Raw genomic sequence first — 18648 nt, 5'->3', positions numbered from 1 at the left:
CCCTCCGGGCCACCATCGGCACATGCTCGATCGTTCCCTGCGGGACTCGCCATGCGGGCGCGTTCGGCTTGCCGGGACGAGTATCGGCGCCTCGGGTCACCCCCGCAGTTCGCCCGCATGTGGCGTCAGCTTGTACGAGGCAAGTTCGTTGCCTAGTTCGTCCCCGCGGTGGGTGCAACAGTTCCCGATTCCATCCAGGTGGTCAAGGCTTCCAGTACGTCGTGGACGTCACCGATGCCCATCTTGTATTGCACCGCCTTGCCGCCCTGCTCGGTGAATGCGGCGCAGTTGTCAGCACGGTCGTCGATCAGTGCCGCGTCAGCAAAGGTAAGGCCGTGCTCGGCGAGCCAGGGCCCGAAGAAGCGTTGGGGGTCTTCGGCCTTTAGTGCTGCGACTTCGCTGGAGCAGATGATGTCGTCGAGAATGATCGCCCAGTCCGCCAGTGTCTCGGACTGCAGGGTAGGGCGACGCCTCTTGGCCCGCGCTCGGTCGAACGTCTGCAGAAAGCAGTCCATATTGTCAGTTGCCAAAACAACCAGGACATGCGATTTGATCTTGCGGAGGGCTTCGAATAACTCGGCGTTGACTCGCATCTTCGCGCAGTCGACGTATAGTCGCCGCGTGAGGAAGTCCTCGCGGAATCGGCCATCAAGCTCGATATCCATAGACTTGATGATCTCTTCCGAGGAAAGCAGTCCTTTCATCCACTCGTTGGCCTTGCTCTTGAATACCTCGGCGAGGTTCGCTTCTAGTTGCGCCTTCAGTGGATGAGTAGCGCTCTCGCGTATTGACATCCAGAAGGGGTCGCGTGACAGGACGCTGTGCCAGTCCACGAAGACGACCTTGCCGGCTAGCGGCACCTGTATCACGCGGGCGGCCCTCCTAGTTCGCAGCGGCTGTCGTCAGTAGGCCGCGGACCTGGGCTTGGGCGAGTTCGACCAGCTCACTCGGGTCGAGTGTCGCGTCAAGCCACACGATCTTCTGATCTCCGGTGATCTCGGTGTAGTACGACCGAATCCCTGCGTTGAACTGCGCGTCGATGAAGATGCTGTCGTCGGGGAACTTCCCCCGGTTGCGCTCGTGCACCGTGGCCTGCGGCACGTCTAGGTATAGTACGAGATCGGGCCAGGATGGAAGGCGTGCCTCGGCCACGGCGCGCTGGGCGGGACCGAAGCATTGCAGCCCGGTGACCTGTTCGATGGCGTGGCGATGTGCGAGGAAGGTGTTCGGCCCCCGGTCTAGCAAGATCAGGTCGCTCTCGGCGTGCAACGCCGCCTCGGTTCGCGCCCGCTCGATGTGGATCAGCTCCTTGAGCCCGGCGGCGTCTTCGTCGAGGGTTCGGGGTACGGGGTTGGGAAGAAATCGGCCACCGCCGACAAAGTCGGCATAGCACCGCACGTGTGCGATGGTCAGCTGCGGCAGCGCCTTCAGCAACCCTTGGCTGAGGGTGGTCTTGCCAGCGCAGCATGGGCCCTCGACGGCAACGATCACGGTTTGTGAGTTCATGGTCTACCGGCGCTCGGTTTTCCCGATGCCGGAGCCTCCTTTCACCAGGTTGGTGGCGCCGATGAGTCCGCCGATGCCGAACAGCACGGTGGCGAGGGGGCAGGTCAGGACACGGATCACGCGCCGCCGTAGGTTGGCTGGCGCGCCGAGGGTGCGGTCGGTGGCCACGAGTTGGGCGAGGTAGATCACGGTGACCGCGGCAGCCACGAGTTGGAGGGGCCCGGATGCGAGGCACAGCGTGGCGAGGATTGCCGGGGCCGTGATGGCGCAGCCGAGCCATTCGCCGGCCGAGCCGAGTGCGGAGGCTGCTTGGAGCTGTGCGCGTGTGCCGGGTTTGGTCGACGGTTGGCGGAGGTAGCGCAGGGCGCGCGCCGGTCCGAAGAACCAGCGCGACGCCTGTTCGACCTGGGCTGTGATGGTGTCGGGGACGGCAGCGTGGTCGAGGCTGGCGACTGGCACCATCTCGGTGTTGTGCGATCCCAGGTGGAAGCTGTACTGCATGTCCTCCATGGGCGAGCCGGCCGGCAGCGGGTGGTCCAGCAGGAACGACAGCCGGACGCACAGTCCGTGTCCAGTGACGTGGGCGTATACGTACGAACAGGCTGCGCGCTTGAGCCGTCCTACGCTGCTGGATCGGTTGATCAGTCGGGGTATCTCGAATCCGAGGACGAAGCGGTTCGCACGCAGCGCGCCGCCGTCGCACACCATCCGAGTCAGGCCACGTAACGCTCCGTCCTCGCGGCGGATGGGCGCGCGTAGTTCGAACCGTGACGACTGGTGGAAGACGTGTGCGCTGGGGTTGGCGGCGATGGCGGCTTCGAAGCGGGTCAGCGCGTCGAGTGGTGGTCGTGAGTCGGCGTCGTAGCAGACAAGGTATGCGTCTGCGGGTGAGTCGTCTGCGAGCAGGGTTGACGCGCAGTGGTTCGCGGCGAAGTTCAGCTGATCGCCCTTGAGCCCGCCTGTGTGCGGGTAGTGCAGGTGGGTGAACTTCCCGGAGGTGGCGAGATCCTTCACCATTGTCGCGGTGTCGCCGTCTGGCGATGGCTCGGTGGTTTCCCGGGCGGTGGTGACGATGATTAGGTGTGCTCGGTGCCCTTCTGTGAGGCTCACCATGTGCTTGATCGTTTCGGCGATGATGGCGGTCTCTCGCAGTACCGGGATCACGACGAACAGGGCTGGCCTTTCCCCGGCCGCATCCACCGTCGCCGGACGCGGCGCGGCAGTCAGGAACGCCCTGGACCGCACGATCGCGGTGAGTACGAACAGCTGCCGCACAAGGATCGTCAGCATCACCACCGTGGCGGTCATGAGCGGCTCGGGCGTTGCCGTTTGACACCGGCTCTGCCGTCATCGCCCACGGCGAGCCGGGTCGAGGCGAGCACTTCTGCATCCGCTCCCCCGCTATGCTCGCCTGCGCCCGGGTAGCGGATCTTGCGCTGCTGCTTGACGAAATGTGTCGGGTCGTCGATCAGCGGCTTGTCGTAGGGGCGCGCCTCGTCTGCGCCCCATCGCGTGACGTACTGCGCGTGGAAGCCGTCGCAGACTTGGCGGAGCGCGCAGTCGTCACAGGCCGGGACGTGGACGTAGTGGTGGCGCTGCTGCTGCCTGCGTGAGGCGTCGAGGTACCACGCCGGATCTGGCTCGCCTTCATGTCCGGTGTCGTACCAGGAGTTGTAGTCCCATTCGTGCGGGTCGTAGGGCAGTTGATAGCCGGTGTAGACGTGTGCTTCGTGGCCGGGGAGCTGGCAGGGTGGCATGTATCGGACGTTCGCCTCCACGCCGAGCGCGGTGCATCGGTCGATCGCGCGGGCCAGATGAGGGGCGATCTCGGAGTGCCGCGCCTGGAATGAGATCTCCGGGTCGGCGGTCCACTCGAAGTAGGGGTTGAAGGTCAGGAAGTTGACGACACGGGCGCCCGTCTGGCCGGCCAGTTCCGCGATGGCCTCCAGCTCAGCCAGGTTGTCCTTGATCATTGTGACGTTGAAACGGAACGGGATCCCCAGCTCGCGCAGGTTGTTCAGTGCCGCGATCTGCTTGGCGTAGTTGTCTCGGCCGCGGCCGTGGATCTCCCGTACGGTGTCGCCGATGCCGTGGATCGAGACGAGGAAGTCGTGGATGCCGGCGTCGGCGAAGGCGCGTGCGTTGTCCATGTCGGCCAGGTGCATGCCGTGGGTGATCATCGTTGGGCGCAGGCCGATGTCGGCCGCGTGGCGGACGATCTCCAGTGCGTAGGGGTGCAGGGTCGGTTCGCCGCCCATGAAGTCGACAAATTCGTTGTGGTAGAAGTAGCGGAATTTGTCGATGGCGGCCCGTGCCTCGGTGGGTGGCAGCCATGCCTTGGCGTTCAGGGAGACCTTTTCGTCGTAGCAGAACTTGCACCGGACGTCGCAGGTGAGCCCGAGCCACAGCACACCTCGGCGGGTGATCTGCCGTTGCGTGGTCCAGTCGGTCGCCAGCGGTGCTGACCTCATGAGCTGTCTCCTCGTCTGCCGTCAGATTCGTTGTCCGCTTACAGGTAGAGCTGTCGGAATCGGATGGCCCCTTCGACCTCGCCCGTGAGCACTCCGGCGGCCTCGATGAGTTGGAGGATCATCCGCGAGGCGGGGCCGGCGTCCCCGTGCACGAGTCGTACTGCCGCGCGAGGGCTGTCGAGGATCGCTTGCGCGGAACGCAGGAAGGGGTACGGGTCGAACACGACCCGCTTGCCGGAGTGCTGCTTGTACTTGGCGAACAGGAGCACCTGGTAGATGGCGTAGAACCGGAACCGGCGGAAGTGTGCCCGCACCGTGGGTCGGTCCTCGTGCCACACCACCGCGTCGGGCACGATCGCGGCGCTGCTGCCCGTGAGGCCGAGCTTGTAGCAGATGTCCACGTCGTTGCCCGAGCGGAGGTCTTCGTCGAACCCGCCGACCTCGCGCAGGCGGGCACTCAAGAAGCCCGCGTTGGCCCCCGCCACGTACGGCAGGTGCAGTGCCGGCAGGTAGTTGAGTCTGTCTTGGCCGTTGACAATCGTTATCGCGTGCCGCTGCGTCCAGGTCTTCGGCGCGTACGGGCGGATCACACCACCGATGACCGATGCCGGCCCTTTCTTCAGCGCCGCCGTCATGCGCTCGACCCACGGCGGATCGGCCACACAGTCCGCGTCGGTGAGCAGCAGGTACCGGCCACGTGCCACGGCCAGACCGGCGTTCCTCGCCGCCGCCGAGTTGGCATCCGGAAGGTGCAGGTATCGGATCACGTCGCCGGCGTCGGCCAGGTCACCGAATCGCTGGCTGCCGTTCTCTACGACGATGACCTCGTAGCGGTCGCGCGGCAGGGTCTGGTGCCGCAAGCTGTCGACGAGCCGGTAGATCCGCTCGTCGTCCTTGACCGGTACCACCACGGTGGCGAGGAGGTCCTCGGTCATGGGCGGAACTGCCGACACATGCTGGGCACGAGGCCGAGGGTCATGTTCCGCGGTGATGAGCACCGCTGGCAGAACGGGATGCGCTTCTCACGGAACTGCTCGAACGCTTCGCTGGTCCACACCTCGGCCAACGGTGTATCCATGGTGTTGCCGACGACGCCGACGTGCGAGATCTCCACCAGGCAGCACGGCAGCGCTGAACCGTTGGGCTCGATGAGGGTGTAGAAGTCCGGGACGCGGCAGGCCGCCTTGACCGAGCCCGTGTCCGGCCAGTAGATGCCCTGGGCGTAGTTCTCGTCCGGATTCTCCCGAGAGAAGAAGGTGCCCATCACGTACTCGGCGTTGGCCTGGACGATCTCTGGCACGTCCTTGCCACGCAGCACCGCATGGATCGCGGGCACGACCTGGTCACGGAACTCGTTGATCTCCGGCACGGTCAGCAGCGATGCGCCGGTGTTGTCACCGTAGACGTTCATGAAATAGATCGATGCGATGCCGGAGTCCACGCAGTGGGCGACCAGTTCGGGGATCTCGCGGAAGTTGTGCCGTGTGATGACGCACATGTAGTTCATGCGGAATTCCGGGGCGTCCGAGCCTGCCTCACGCACCACTTCGATGGCCTTCATGATCGTGGGCAGAGCGTTGCGGACGCCGCGAAGCTTCTCGTATCTCACAGGGTCCAGGGTGTCCACGGAGAAGTTCCACGCGCCGAGCCCGGCATCGATGATCTCCCGGGCTTTGTCCACCGTGACACCAGTGCCGACCGAGTTCATGAGAACAAATACGCCGGGATGCCTCTTCGCTGCTTTGATCACGTCGATGAGGTGCGGGTACAGCATCGGGTCGCCGCCGCTGAGCTGTAGCTCTTCCATTCCCAGGGCGGCAGCCTCGTCAATCGTGCGCAATGCCATGTCCAGGGGCATGTGCCCTGGGTTGGGCATACGGGCGCCGGCCTGACGAGGTACGATCTTGAGAGCTTGCTTTCGCTCTGCGACCATCCCCGTGTAGAAATCCTGCCGAAGGTCGCAGTACGGGCATTTGTGGTAGCAGTAGACGGTGGGCTTTAGCACGAACTGCTTGAGCTGGCGAGCATGTGTCTGCATCGAGAACATCTCCCGTCGCTGGCGCTGTCATCGACCCTTACATCTATGCACGGCCAATCGTGACCACTGTTCCGGTGGTCTCGACTGATCGATCACGGCGAATCGCGCATCAGTCATCTATGCCACTCGCTACTCCCGTCGGCTCGGATTGGTCAAACACCTTTCCGACTCCGAACAAACGGCCAGCATCGGCGTTGCAGCCCTGTTCTGCCCGTCCTGGCCCGGTGACCGGCGGCAGAGGGACAGGGATCCCGCTGCCGCCGGCCCGGGGACCGGGCCGTCGGACGTTGCCGCGTCCTGCGGCCGGTCGAGTAGGCGTCGTACAACCGTGTGTGTGCTGCTGAGCCGGTTCTCCCAGCCACCCAGCTCAAGCGGTTGCGGACGGTTGGACTAGTCGGGCGGCCGATGTGCAGCGAAAGTCGCCGCCAGGGTCGGCGGGTTCGTCAGGGCGCGGCTGCGATCTCGTGGGCGCCGATCCGCGATACGAGTTGGGCCGCTTCGTCGATGACGGCCTTCTGGTGGGGCCGAAGAGGTTCGGCCGCGTATTCGGCGACGACGGCGGCCAAGGGATCGGTGACGCGGGTCGTGGTGCCGGCGAGTTCTTCGAGGAATGCCAGGGTGCAGTACGGGACGTAGAAGGGGCTGTAGCCGCCTTCGTGGGCGGCGACGAGTCGGCCGTGGCAGAGCCGGTCTGCCGCGTCGGTGAGCATGCGGGTCATCGCACGGTAGGAGTCGGCGGTGAGCATCTGCCTCGCCATGGGGTCGAAGACGTTGGCGTCGAAGCCGTTGGCGAGCAGGATCAGGTCGGGTGCGAAACGTTCGAGTGCGGGAAGGACGATTTCGGTCATGGCGTGCAGGTAGCCGGCGTGACCGGTGCCGGGTGGTAGCGGCACGTTGATGGTGTAACCGGTGCCGTCGCCTGCGCCGTTCTCGCGGATCCAGCCGGAGTCGGGTGGGAAGCACCCGGCCTGGTGCAGGGAGATGGTGAGCACGTTCGGGTCTGTGTAGAAGATGGACTGGGTGCCGTTACCGTGGTGGGCGTCCCAGTCCACGATCGCGATCCTCGTCAGGCCGAGTTCCGCCTGCGCGTGTCGGGCGGCGACCGCAATGTTGTTGAACAGGCAGAAGCCCATTCCGAGGTCGGCGGTGGCGTGGTGACCGGGCGGGCGGGTCAGCGCGTACCCATTGGTGACCTCACCGCGTGCTACGGCGGTAACGAGTTCGATCAGCCCGCCGGCCGCAAGGCGGGCAATCGCGTAGCTGCCGGGGCCCACTGGCGAGAAGCCGTCCCCGGCGTCGCCTCCCCCACGCAGGTCGCTCTGGGTCTTGATGTGTTGAACGTGGTCACCGGTGTGGACGCGCAGGAGTTCCGCCATGGTGGCTCGGCGAGGCTCGATGACCGTCAGCTCGGCGAGGAGTCCGGAGACGTGGATCAGTTCGTGGGCGCGTCGTTTGGCCTCGGGATTCTCGATGTGCACGGCGGGTTGGATGCCTGCGGGTGGGTTGGCGGGCAGCAGACCCGCGCTGGTGCCAGTGTCGTGCCACAGGTACTCGGGGTGGAAGACGTAACCGGTCGTCATGGACAAATCGCCTCCGCGAGTGGGTCGGCCTTGCTGGGGCTCGGTGGTGTGGTCGCCGGGTGCGGCGGTGATCGTGGCGGCGAGGGTGGTCAGCCGCTGCGGGGCGGTGAGGCCAGGCGCGGTAGCCGTACCGGGGGTGGGCGTTGCGGGTGGGGGCGCTGCCGGCCCGGTGGGGCTGGGTGCTGCCGTGGTAGTGCTGCCGGGCTGGCAGCCTGTGAGCAGGGTGGCGGCGAGGAAGATGCCGACCAGCCGACGGCTGGTGGTGCGGCGGCTGGGGATGACGCCGGGCGCAATCTCATGGGGTGCCTTCGTCGATCGGTGAGCGGGGACGTGGGATGGGTGCACGGGTGGCGGTGGTGATGTCGGCGGCGAGGGCGTCGATCTGCCCCTTCGTGATGCCGGGCATGCAGACGATGTGGCTGGTGCGATCGTGGGTGGCGAGGAGCCATTTGGTGCGTACGGGTTCGGGTGGGGTGGGTAGGACGACGGTGAAGGCATGCTGGTGTCGCCAGGCGGGCCAGCCGGTGGCTCGGATCTGGTCGACGGCGTAGCCGGCGAGGCGGCGGGCTTCCGCGGCCCGCCAGCGGTGGCCTTCGCGGCCGTGCGTGGCGATGGCGTGCCAGAGCAGGGCGGCAGCCAGGCCGCAGCGGGAGCCGGTGACGGTGGTGTCGGCGGTGCCGGTGTAGGCGATGCGGATGCTGGGTTTGCGAGCGCTGTCGCGGATAAGCACCACCCCGCAGGGGGTGGGCGTGCCGAGGAATTTGTGGCCGGAGATCGCAATGCTGCCGATGCCGCTGGTGTCGTCCAGCCGTAGTCGGCCGTCGAGGGCGAGCGGGATACCGACCAGGGCCGCGTCGACATGCAGATGCCCGGCCATGTCGTACTCGGTGAGGATGGTGCGAATGCGGGTGGTGTCGTCGACGGCTTCGGTCATGGTGGTGCCGGCGGTGGCGACGACGATCGCCGGCCAGCGTCGGCGCCGACGCAGTTGCGCGGCCAGGTGCTCGTAGTCCATCTCCCCGTCCGGGCTGGCGTCCACGACCGCCTTGTAGGCGCCGAGCATGTCGATGATCTTCGGGATGGAGTAGTGGGCGGCGGTGGAGTAGTAGATGCGGGCGGTGGGCCAGCGGCGGTAGGCGGTGTGGAGGGCGGAGAGGTTGCCTTCGGTGCCGCCGGTGGTGACGTAGCCCCATCGGTCGTCGGTGGGCATGCCGAGCAGGTCGGCGATCCAGGCGATGACGGCTTGTTCGAGGATGCGGGTGTGGGCTACTCCCCCGGTGTCGTGGGGGTCGCCGATGTTGTTCCACAGCCGGTTGCCGAGGCGGGCCATGACGGCGGTGTGGTCGAGGTCGGTCGCGCCCGGGTAGCCGATGCTCGTCGCGGCGGTGGTGTCGGCGTGCTGGGCGAGGTGGTCGAGGACGGCGGTGACGTCGACGGGTGGGTGGCTGAGGTCCGCGGCGACAGCCAGGTTGAGGGTCATGTGACGGGCCTTGCGGTGAGGTAGTTGGTGAGGGTGTGGTGCAGGGCGGTGAGGTGCCGCCATACCTCGCGGGTGTGGTGGTCGCCCTGGTCGGTGAGGTTGGCGTGGGGGTTGTGCCAGTGGGCGGAGCGGTCGGCGTCGAGGGGTTTGCTGCTGCGGATGCCGTCGTAGTGCAGGGGTGCGTGGGGGTTGCGGTCGATGTGGATAGCGGTGTCGTCGGTGAGTAGTAGGTAGCAGTGGCCTTTGAGGTCGAAGGCTGATCGGCGATGGCCGGTGGCGGAGGGTTCCCGCAGGGTGCGGGCCAGTTGGTACCAGCGGCCGCCGTCGGTGTCGAGGGTGCTCGCGCCGACGCCGACGTAGGTGGCGTCGGCTGGGATGCCCATGTCTCCGCCGTTGACCATTGACCGTTGCGGGCCCAGGGGATGCCACCGGTGTCCGGTGGCATTCGCGTGGGTGATGTGGGTCTTGGCGATCCTGCTGAGGTCGCCGAGGATGCGGGGCAGGTCGTCGGACTCGGGTGCGGACAGGAACAGCCGCCACGCGGTGTGCAGTCGGTAGCCGTGCGGCTCGGTGGGTGCTGGGGAAGTGAAGAACAGCAGGACACCGTGGGGGCCGAGGGCTCCGTTTGTGCCGTACCGCTGGTCGGCTTCGGTCATGTGGCCGGCGTTGAACCGTTTGGCGCGGAACGCCACTTGGTTACGCAGGTCCGCCCACCGGCGGTTTTCCAGGCGGGTCGTTTCCCCGTCCGATTCGTGGACTGGCGCGGGCGGAGGTTGCGGTGCCGGCGGAGGTAGTGGTGGGGGTGGGGGGTGCGGTGGGCGTTGGTAGCCGGTGGGTCGGGGACCGTAGGTTGCCGGTGGTGGCCCGTAGGCGGCGGGCGGGTGGACGTCGGCGGGCGGTGGCCGCCAGTGGGGGTGCAGCGGGTCCGGTGGGCCGTCGTGGCCGACGGGGTGTCTGGCGTGGGTCATCATGTTCTGGCCTTGTCAGATCGAGATGGTGATGGCGTCGGGAACGGCGTTGGCTGCCGGTATGCCGCGTCCGATGCCGGCGTAGATCTGCGGTCGGGTGTGGCGCAGGTACGCGGCCCAGGCTCCGCCGACGATTGCGGCGCCGAGGATGATCGCGGGTAGCAGCAGCGGGAACAGTGATCCGGGTGCGGCGCCGAGTAGCGAGCCGATGTTGCCGATCATCGCGACGAGGACGATTGCTCCGGTGACCACGCCGACGACGGGGGCGATGCGCCATTCCCATGCGCGGGGTCGGTCGCCGCGGATGTGGGGTGGGGCGGCGAGGGTGGCTACCGAGGCGGCGAGCAGGAGGGACAGCAGTCCGACGGCGGCCAGGCTCGACAGCCAGGTGAACATCTGGGTGAGCGGGTCGAGGCCGGCTATCGCGAATCCGGCGACGACCAGGGCGGCGGTGGCGGTTTGGGTGAGGGAGCCGCCGCGGGGTGCGTTGATGCGGGTGCCGTTGTCGGTTCCGGCGAGGCGGGTGGGGAGGACTCCTTCGCGGGCCATGGCGAACACGTACCGGGCGATGACGCAGTGGAATGACAGTTTCGATGTGAGGATCGCGAAGATCAGCATCAGGGCGGCGGTGGCCACCCAGCCGTCGCCGAGGCGGCCAAGGATCGTGAACGGTAGGTTGCTGTCGGGTTGGGCGGCGAGGTCGGCGATGGCGTACGGGCCGACGGCTACTCCCATCGCCCAGGCGGTGGTGGCGTAGACGCCGCCGAGTGCGAGTGCCCCGACGATCGTGGCGCGGCCGATGGCGCGGCGGTCGACGGCTTCTTCGACGAAGGAGCCGGGTGCGTCGATGCCGGTGAACGCGGCGACGCAGAATGCGATCGCTCCGCCGATGCCGCCGACCAGCAGGCCGGAGGTGTCGAAGCCTGCCCAGGAGAGACTGTCGGCGGGTTGTGTGCTGCCTGCGATGACGAACGCGGCGACGATCAGCAGTGACACGGTCAACACGACGGCGAGGACGCGGATCGACAGGACGATCGCTCGTACGCCCAGCACTGCGACGACGGCCACGGCGATGCCTGCCCATACCCACCAGGTGCCGCCGAGGTGGGTGGCCATGGTGGCGCCGAGGAGGCCGTAGAGGCTGATCTGGATCGCGTTGTAGGCGATGAGGGCGACCGCGCCGCCGGCTACTCCCCATCCGCGGCCGAGGCCGTGGGCGAGGATGCCGTAGTAGGCGGCCGGGTGGCCGATGTGGCGGGCCATGGTGGTGTAGCCGACGGCGAGTACCGCCATGGTGGCTGCTACCAGCAGGAACGTCAGTGGTAGTGCGGTGACGCCGGTGGTGGCGTAGATCGCGGTGATGCCGCCGACGAGGACGACCATCGGTGCTGATGCCGCCGCACCGAACATCCACAGGGCGGCTGGTGTCAGCGTCCGACGGGCGAGGGCCACCTGCACGTGTGCGGTCACTACTGCTCACCTCGTTGTGGGGTGTGGGGGCATGACGGGTTGCGGCAGCCGTCGACGGGGTGCCGGTCCACGTCGGTGGTGTGGGCGGCGACGATGGACACGGCTGCCGGCCGGATCGGGCCGGAGTGCCAGTAGGTGTGGTCGCGGGTGAGGTTCCGTTCGGCGGTGTCTTTGTCGGGGGTGAAGGCGAACAGGTCGTGGGTGCCGTCGGGCCAGTCCCGACGGATCGCGTACCCCCACCGGTGGTGGGGTGTGCTGCCGCCGGTCTGCGGGACGGCACCAGCGGCACACCGCGCCTGTCGGCGCACCACCCGCCATCCTTGGGGCCGTTTCCGCCGCAGTGGTGTGGTGGTGGGACGGGTGAGCACGGTCAGCATGAGCAGAACCCTCCTGTCGACATGTGGGTACGACGAGTCGGCCTGCTGGGTGAACGGGGTCGACCATCAGCAGGTGAACGATGTGAGATCAGCGCCTGCGGGTCATGGCGGGCCTGGAGGTGCCGCCCGCAGCAGCGTGCCGCGAAACGGTGTCGCGGTGCGGTGGACACGGACCCGTTGCGGCAGCCCGGTTCCGGGTGCCTCGGCCTGGTCAGGGTGGGTGGGTGGCCGCCACATCCGCCACACCACGGGACCGCCCTGCCGCAGCAGGATCGGTGACCGGGGCTGATAGCCGCAGGCGGCGAGCAGACCGTCCCGGGGGCGGCTGGTGCTCACCTCCGCATACGCCGGGAGCTGTGCCGCGTCCAGCAGCCGGTGGTGGCTGGCCAGCAACGCCCTCCCTACCGCTGCTTGATGGAGGCCGGGAGCCACGGCCAGGTGGGCGAGGTAGTGATGGGCAGTGAACGGGTGCACCGTGTCGGCGTAGGCGTGCAGCAGGGCGAACCGGGCGGTGTGCGGGCCGAGTATCGGCTCCAGGTCTCGTTGCCGCACGGCCGGTGGTGGCGTCGACCGCGGGTGCCAGATCGCCGCGGCGGTGTGGTCGTCGGTGGTGTCGATGGTGCCGTGCGCCAACCCCTGCGCCACCACGTATTCCGCGTACTGCCGCATGAGGTTCGGCCGGTCGGCTGGATCGGGTACCAGCCAGACGCTCAACCGGCCGGTCATCAGCGTCCCGGCCAGGAGTGTGGACATGGCGGCCGCATCACCATCGGTCGCACGACGAACACCGGTTTCCGTGTGCCGCATGTCAGCTCCCCGAAAGCCCATGAAGATCCCCGCATCCCCTGTCGTCGTCGCGGGCCGGTGCCGACCGCGCCGACGTGGTCCGCTGCTGGCTCATCGACCAGCCGGCGTCGATGGCGCGGTCGAAGGTGGCAGCCAGGTGCAGGCTGTTCGAGGTGACGCCGGCCTGAGGCAGACGCTGTCGAGCAGCGGCGATCAGCTGTGGTGGGCCGCAGACATACACCACCTGCCCCGGCCGGTGATGCTTCAACGCCAGGCTCAGCACGTCTGCCTGCGCGTGCGGCTCGACATCACGGTCGTCGGAGAACGCCAACACCACCGTCAGCCAGTCCCGGTGGGCGCTGGCGAGGGTGTCCAACGCGATCGCGTCATACAGATCCAGCAGTGTCCGGGACCCCACCACCAGCGTCACCTGTCGCCCGGTCGGGGCTGCGGCGACCTGCTCCACCAGCGCCCGCAGCGGCGCCAGCCCGGTACCACCGGCGACCAGCAGCAGGTCAGCACCAGCGGCCGGCTCCACCGACAACCCGACATCACACGCCGGCCCCAACCACAGCAACTCCCCCGGCCTGACCTGCTCCACCAGCACCGGCGACACCTCACCGCCCGGCACCGTCCGGACGTGGAACTCCACCGTCCCGTCCACGCGCGGAGCATTCGCCGGCGACAACCACCGCCACCGCCCCGGCAACCGGGGCGTACACACCGGCAACGCCTGACCCGGCAGAAACCGCAACCGCCGCATCGGCCGTACCGTCAACACCACCACGCCAGCCGACACCGACTCGCGGGTCTCGACCTCACCGACGGTGACCTGAGGGCCGTCCCCCACCACCGCCGCCGCCCGCGCCGCCAACCGCAACGCCCGCCGACACCCCCGCTCCCACACACCCGGCGCGGCCGGTCCCCAACCGTCGGCCGCAAAGCGGCGCACCGTGTCCACCATCGCCGCCGCGATACACGTGTCGTGATACGGCTGAAGATCGAACCGGCGACACATGCGACCCAACACCGCCAACCCCGCCCGCCGGGCAGCCGGATCGCCCCGCCCCGCGACCACCTGGCCGAGCGTCGAGACGAAGATCGGGGCGAGCCGTTGCGGAAGGAACCGCACGCTACGGTCTTCCAAGTGCGCCCAGAAATGATCGGCGGCACGGTCATCTGCGACGATGGCGGTAAGCTGCGGCAATATGTGGTCAGTCATCGCTCCGGCTGTTCCTCGACGACGGATAGCTGATGGCGATTCAACGATCACGGAACAACCCACAACAGGGAATGCCGACCTCCGGTTCGACCTCAGGTTCTGACCTCCGGTTCGACCAGCCCTGAACAGCGAATGAATCGCCGACCGCTGCAACAGGACGCGCCAGACTGGCGGCCGCGGCTGGGACATGGCAGTGTCAGCGACAGGTCTGTCAACAATTCCTGCGTAGAATCAGCGTTGCTGGCGAAGCTCACGTGTTGATCGACGTCGACCGGTCGCCATTAGACGTAGTATGGCGGGACTTCAAACGTTTACCTCGAGCCAAGCCGGCGACCGTGGCAGTTCCGAGTTCGACAGGGCTATGCCGTAGAGGAGGAGCATGCCTCGGCACGCGGAAACGGTGATCACGCCGAATACGCACCTCAGGAGCGCCCGAGTCCAGCTTCCTTCACCGTTGAGACCCGGGCAGTGTATGTCTCGAACGGAGTTGGCCGATGCGGTGAACGCTGCGTTAGATGCCCTCTACCCTTCGCGTTGCATCGCTGCTCACTACGTGGATTCCCGGTGGGTCGGCAAACTGGAGCGCGGCGAACACCGCTGGCCCAGCGCGGAGCGGCGCGCGGCGTTACGTGCCGTCTTCGGCGTCACCGCTGACAGGCAGCTCGGGCTCTACAGTCCTCGCCGAACAGGGGCCACGAGTAGCAGCCTGACGGATGCTGCGTGGCCGGGTGTGGTTCCGGACGAGATGGCTGAGCTGCCGGGGCCATGGACGTCGGGTATGCAGGTGCCGAACAGGATCGAGCAGCCCCATGTGGAGGCCCTGCGCCGGAGCATCACGTTGTTCGAGGACTGGGATCACCGATACGGGGGTGGTCTTGCTCGTGCCGCCATGGCGGGGCAACTCGAATGGGCGTGCCGCGCCATCCGTCAGGCATCGGCTAGACCTGCCGTACGCCGGCAGTGGCTTTCGACGGCAGCCCGGCTCGGTGACGTGGTCGGCTGGGCGTGCTTCGATGCAGGCGAGGACGCCGGGACGACTCGCGGGTACTTCGTCAGGTCGATTCAACTCGCGACCGAAGCCGAAGACGTCCAGCAGCGGGCTCACACCGTCACGAGCCTGAGTAGGCGTCTCACCTACAGCGGTAAGGCCAAGGAGGCCCTACAGATCGTCGGTCTTACCCGGAGCGGGTGGCGTGATCTACCTCCGCTGGGCCGTGCCGTCATAGGAATCGTAGAGGCGCGGGCGTACGCGTCCCTTCGCGATGCAGAGGAATGCCGTCGTGCCGTCGGTCTGTGCGACGAGCATTTCGACGCCAGCCCCGCTGATGGCGCATACGATCCCACCTGGGGGTACTACGCGGACCTCGGTCAAATCCTCGGCGACGCCGGACACGCCATGTGCGATCTCGCGTTGACCGCCAACGACCCGGCGCTAACCGATGCCACGATCACGCGGCTGCACGCCGCGTACGAGCTTCACCCCGGCACAGTGGCCAGGTCCCGAGCGCTGACCATGATCCGGATAGCCTGCCTACAGGCACACCAGGGTAACGTCGCCGCCGCCTTACCCTCAGCACGAGCCGGTTGCACGGATGCGGCCGGCGTGTACTCCAGCCGCTTGCGCGATGACGTTCGGGTCCTCGCACACATGCTCGAGAACGTCGACGCGGAACCGGACCTCAAGGATGACCTGGTTGCGGTGCGGGCCCAGCTCAGTGGTGTCGCCGCGTCACAGGTCTAGAAGCCTGTCCAGCCGGCTGGCGCCGAACCGTCCCGCAACGAGTCCAGGCGGTGTCTCAGCTGCTGCCGCCGCGGCGTGTCGTTGTCTGCCGACTGCGCCAGCCATAGAGTCATCCGCAGCATCCGGATCTGCCGCAGTACCGGCCAAGCTGGGCTGCACCGCACGTCATAGCCATAGCTATCCGCGAACATGGCGTATTCGTGCTCGGAAAACCACCCGCACTCGTAGTAGAGGGCGCTGAGCGTTAGATCCCACTCCGGCGGTCCGACACACACGGACTCCAAGTCGATGAAGGCGCATCTGCCTGCCGTCGTGACCAACAGGTTCTCCATGTGCGCGTCGCCGTGCAGCACCGCCTCCCCGAGCGCGAACGTCGCGTGATCCCACTGCACTGCGAGTCCGTCACGAAGCTCGCGCAAAAACGCCCTGTCGCGTTCATCCAGGCCTACGGCCGACGCCAACTGCTCACGAAGCCTCGAAAACGGCGACACGCGAGTCAACAGCCCGACCGGCCGGGGCACACCATGGAGGAGACGCAGACACCGCGCAAGCGTTACCAGGTCCGCCGAATGCCCGCCCGGCAGGTACTCCCACAACGAGACCACATGCTGATCGACCACGATCGGCTCCGACCGCACCGGACGCGCCACCGGTACACCCTGCGACGCCAACCATTCAGCCACCGCAATCTCCAGCCGCACCCGTTGCACCGCCCCCGCACCCGGCACGACCCGCACCAGCACCCCCACGCCAGACAACAGCACCACGCCGTTCTCGCCAACACGGAGCACCTGCGCGTCATCAACCGGCATGCCTACCCGTGCACCAGCCAACGTCGCCACGCGGACCGCCTCATCCGTACGCACCCCGCCATCCTCTCCCAGAAACGCCCCGACTCCGCGAACCCGCAAGTGCACCCGACTGCCACCACTTGCACCCCCGGATTTGCGATTGCTGCCGCACCCACCGGCGACCGCCTCGTGGGGCTCGAGGCGCTACGTCACGGTCTGACTGCCGCCATCGACGTCGACCACGATGAGTGGCCTGACATCGTTGCCGCTTACGGCAGGTGCTATTACCAGCAGCCGCACGACCAAGTGATGACTCAGCTCGGCCGACACTTGGCAGTGCTGCAGCACCAGATCGCTGTCGACCAGGGAGAGCGGCGACCGCTTCTCCTGAAGGCAGCAGGTCAGCTGTCGGTCATTATCGCGCTCGGCCTTGTCGCGTCCGGGCAAGCAATTGCCGCCCGTCGGTGGTGGCACACCGCACGGCGGGTCGCCGATGAGTCCGGAGATCCGGACGCGCAGATCATGGTACGGGCCTGGGATGTCGTGAACGGCTCCTACGACGGCCGTCCAGCTGTGCAGGTGGTGGCCGTGTCAGATGAGGTTCTGCCGCTGCTGGATGGGCGGGCCAGCGCTGCTACCTGTGGTCTGCTTGCCGGCCGAGCGCAGGCACTGTCGCTGGCCGGCCGGCACGCGGAGGCCGTCGCGACGGTCCAGCACCTGGCCCGCATGGCCGAGCAGCTCCCGGCCACCGTGGTCGACGACGTCGAGAGCCTGTGGGGGTGGCCGGAGCATCGGCTGCGGCACACCGAATCCTGGGTGTACACGCACGCCGCCGACTACAGGCGGGCAGGCGAGGCCCAGGATCGTGCGCTCGCTCTCTACCCGGCGTCGCAGATAAGGCTGCGTACGCAGGTCGAGCTGCATCGAGCGGCGGCACTGATCCGAACGGGGCATGTTCCTGCCAACCTGCTGGACCGTTTGCCGACCAGTCAGCACAACGAGCTCGTCCGCAGTGTGGCGCGGCAGGTTGTCGTGGCGGTGCCTGACAGCGAACGGAGGCAGTCGTCATACCGCGAGCTTCTGGAGCGAGTCCGGTCGTAGCGGTGCCCGCGGCGTCAGATCCGATCGCCATGCGAACTGATGTCCGGCCATAACATCCAGGGGTGCCCACCTATCACAGCGTCGCCCGTGATGAAGCCCATCAGGTCTTCGACGCCCTGGAAGACCTGTACGCGATCGTTTACGCCGAGCCGCCGTACAGTGAGGGGCCGGAGCAGGTCGCCCGATTCCGCGAGGGCCTACCGGAGGAGACGACGCGGCCGGGATTCCGCTTGATCACCGCCACTGACGGCACCCTGATGCTCGGAGCTGCCTACGGATGGACGATGGCAACCGTTACCTGGTGGTCACGCGCTAACGAGGATCCGCCGCCCGAAATCCGTGACGCGGACAAGTTCGCCGTGATGGAGTGGATGGTGCATCCGAGCCATCGTGGGCAGGGTATCGGCGCAGAGCTGATGCGCCGGTTACTTGCTGGCCGTTCCGAGCAGTACGCGACGCTAGCTTCGAATCCCGTCTCTGCGGCCCGTCGCATGTACGAGCGGACGGGGTGGCAACAGGTCGGCACGTCGGCGCTCTCTTGGGGGCCGACGATGGATCTGCTGGTTCTGCCGCTACAGCTACGCCCGACTGCGTAGTAGAAGCCGCTTCAGCCAGCTGGCGCCGCACCCTCGCAACGAGTCCAGGCGGTGTCTCGGCTGTTCTCCGCCGCTGCGTGCTCACGCCTCCGCTGGTAGGGCGGCGGGCGGCAGGCCTGGGGAACCTCCCCACAAGACTCCAGGCCGGGACTTTTTATCACATACGTCCGATATTGTCGCCGCGCATCCGCCTCCCCATCGACGCCCACCCCACGGAGGTCGACCATGGCTGGATCCGCGCTCGACACCGTCTCTGCCGATGAGGCGCGCGCCCGGCTCGCCGACCAACTCCTTGAGCCTTCTCTGCCACGAATACCGAAGCTGCGCCGTGTCTGGACTACCGCTGGTCAGGAGTTTGTAACCCGGCGGAAGTCAAGACGAAACACCTCTTGACTCTGCCCCGAACTGAGTTAGTGTTCAGACCACCTGCTCACCAGATCAGAGGGTCGTCGATCGTTGTGGCCGCCAAGAGATGGCGTGCGCGCGGCGGCGAGTGACCTGACCGTACGAAATCGTGGCCA

17 protein-coding genes are annotated in these 18648 nt (G+C 67.1%); 3 read left to right on the top strand and 14 right to left on the bottom strand.

Going from position 1 to position 18648, the window contains the following annotated elements:
- Nucleotides 1-152: 152 nt before the first annotated feature.
- From EG812_RS26100 to EG812_RS26040, 13 genes are all read right to left on the bottom strand, one after another.
- The gene (locus EG812_RS26100) at nt 153-869 is read right to left on the bottom strand and encodes an HAD family hydrolase (protein ID WP_126713111.1); all 717 of its coding nucleotides are present in this window, start codon (nt 867-869) and stop codon (nt 153-155) included.
- 13 nt (nt 870-882) lie between these two features.
- A complete protein-coding gene (locus tag EG812_RS26095) occupies nt 883-1491 on the bottom strand; it encodes an AAA family ATPase (protein ID WP_158632543.1) in 609 nt (202 codons plus the stop codon).
- An 18-nt stretch (nt 1492-1509) separates the two neighbouring features.
- The gene (locus EG812_RS26090) at nt 1510-2814 is read right to left on the bottom strand and encodes a glycosyltransferase family protein (protein ID WP_126713109.1); all 1305 of its coding nucleotides are present in this window, start codon (nt 2812-2814) and stop codon (nt 1510-1512) included.
- A complete protein-coding gene (locus EG812_RS26085; protein WP_158632542.1) occupies nt 2811-3917 on the bottom strand; it encodes a radical SAM protein in 1107 nt (368 codons plus the stop codon). The genes EG812_RS26090 and EG812_RS26085 overlap by 4 nt, the downstream gene beginning before the upstream one ends.
- Before the next feature lie 98 nt (nt 3918-4015).
- A complete protein-coding gene (locus EG812_RS26080) occupies nt 4016-4912 on the bottom strand; it encodes a glycosyltransferase (RefSeq protein WP_126713107.1) in 897 nt (298 codons plus the stop codon).
- Nucleotides 4909-6024: a radical SAM protein gene (locus tag EG812_RS26075; protein WP_126713106.1), complete on the bottom strand. Its 1116-nt coding sequence runs from the start codon at nt 6022-6024 to the stop codon at nt 4909-4911. Before EG812_RS26075 ends, EG812_RS26080 begins: the two co-directional genes overlap by 4 nt.
- A 434-nt stretch (nt 6025-6458) precedes the next feature.
- Nucleotides 6459-7595: a histone deacetylase-like amidohydrolase gene (locus EG812_RS26070; protein WP_126713105.1), complete on the bottom strand. Its 1137-nt coding sequence runs from the start codon at nt 7593-7595 to the stop codon at nt 6459-6461.
- Between the two features lie 295 nt (nt 7596-7890).
- The gene (locus tag EG812_RS26065) at nt 7891-9075 is read right to left on the bottom strand and encodes a histidine decarboxylase (RefSeq protein WP_126713104.1); all 1185 of its coding nucleotides are present in this window, start codon (nt 9073-9075) and stop codon (nt 7891-7893) included.
- Nucleotides 9072-9731, bottom strand: coding sequence for a hypothetical protein (locus EG812_RS26060; protein WP_233579645.1), 660 nt, complete (start codon nt 9729-9731; stop codon nt 9072-9074). Before EG812_RS26060 ends, EG812_RS26065 begins: the two co-directional genes overlap by 4 nt.
- Before the next feature lie 327 nt (nt 9732-10058).
- Complete coding sequence (locus EG812_RS26055) at nt 10059-11513, bottom strand: APC family permease (protein WP_199743956.1); 1455 nt, start codon at nt 11511-11513, stop codon at nt 10059-10061.
- Nucleotides 11513-11824 (bottom strand): hypothetical protein, encoded by a 312-nt coding sequence (locus EG812_RS26050; protein WP_126713102.1) that lies wholly within the window; start codon nt 11822-11824, stop codon nt 11513-11515. The genes EG812_RS26055 and EG812_RS26050 overlap by 1 nt, the downstream gene beginning before the upstream one ends.
- A gap of 168 nt (nt 11825-11992) precedes the next feature.
- Complete coding sequence (locus tag EG812_RS26045; protein ID WP_233579638.1) at nt 11993-12643, bottom strand: N-acetyltransferase; 651 nt, start codon at nt 12641-12643, stop codon at nt 11993-11995.
- A gap of 55 nt (nt 12644-12698) precedes the next feature.
- Nucleotides 12699-13808, bottom strand: coding sequence for an FAD-binding oxidoreductase (locus EG812_RS26040; RefSeq protein ID WP_233579637.1), 1110 nt, complete (start codon nt 13806-13808; stop codon nt 12699-12701).
- A 469-nt stretch (nt 13809-14277) separates the two neighbouring features.
- On the opposite strand from EG812_RS26040, the gene EG812_RS26035 reads away from it, so the two are divergent.
- A complete protein-coding gene (locus tag EG812_RS26035) occupies nt 14278-15639 on the top strand; it encodes an NsdA family TPR-like regulatory protein (protein ID WP_502697215.1) in 1362 nt (453 codons plus the stop codon).
- Here the strand turns inward: EG812_RS26035 and EG812_RS26030 are convergent.
- A complete protein-coding gene (locus EG812_RS26030; protein WP_126713099.1) occupies nt 15636-16505 on the bottom strand; it encodes a phosphotransferase enzyme family protein in 870 nt (289 codons plus the stop codon). The two genes, EG812_RS26035 and EG812_RS26030, sit on opposite strands and share 4 nt — an antisense overlap.
- Nucleotides 16506-16619: 114 nt before the next feature.
- Between EG812_RS26030 and EG812_RS26025 the strand changes: the two genes are divergently transcribed.
- Nucleotides 16620-17531 carry an XRE family transcriptional regulator gene (locus EG812_RS26025; RefSeq protein WP_126713098.1) on the top strand — a complete coding sequence of 304 codons (912 nt, stop codon included), beginning with the start codon at nt 16620-16622 and terminating at the stop codon, nt 17529-17531.
- Between the two features lie 62 nt (nt 17532-17593).
- Nucleotides 17594-18127, top strand: coding sequence for a GNAT family N-acetyltransferase (locus tag EG812_RS26020; RefSeq protein WP_126713097.1), 534 nt, complete (start codon nt 17594-17596; stop codon nt 18125-18127).
- Nucleotides 18128-18648 lie beyond the last annotated feature (521 nt).

Origin of the sequence: Verrucosispora sp. FIM060022 (assembly GCF_003977705.1) — a bacterium.
Lineage (GTDB): Bacteria > Actinomycetota > Actinomycetes > Mycobacteriales > Micromonosporaceae > Micromonospora > Micromonospora gifhornensis.
The sequence above is the reverse complement of the archived record's forward strand: the minus strand, read 5'-3'. Positions and strand labels throughout refer to the sequence as shown.

Excerpts from the sequence above, each read along its gene's own strand:
- EG812_RS26045 (WP_233579638.1), bottom strand. The coding sequence starts at position 12,643 with ATGTCCACACTCCTGGCCGGGACGCTGATGACCGGCCGGTTGAGCGTC.
- EG812_RS26075 (WP_126713106.1), bottom strand. The coding sequence starts at position 6,024 with ATGTTCTCGATGCAGACACATGCTCGCCAGCTCAAGCAGTTCGTGCTA.
- EG812_RS26060 (WP_233579645.1), bottom strand. The coding sequence starts at position 9,731 with ATGACCGAAGCCGACCAGCGGTACGGCACAAACGGAGCCCTCGGCCCC.
- EG812_RS26070 (WP_126713105.1), bottom strand. The coding sequence starts at position 7,595 with ATGACGACCGGTTACGTCTTCCACCCCGAGTACCTGTGGCACGACACT.
- EG812_RS26035 (WP_502697215.1), top strand. The coding sequence starts at position 14,278 with ATGCCTCGGCACGCGGAAACGGTGATCACGCCGAATACGCACCTCAGG.
- EG812_RS26090 (WP_126713109.1), bottom strand. The coding sequence starts at position 2,814 with ATGACCGCCACGGTGGTGATGCTGACGATCCTTGTGCGGCAGCTGTTC.
- EG812_RS26080 (WP_126713107.1), bottom strand. The coding sequence starts at position 4,912 with ATGACCGAGGACCTCCTCGCCACCGTGGTGGTACCGGTCAAGGACGAC.
- EG812_RS26065 (WP_126713104.1), bottom strand. The coding sequence starts at position 9,075 with ATGACCCTCAACCTGGCTGTCGCCGCGGACCTCAGCCACCCACCCGTC.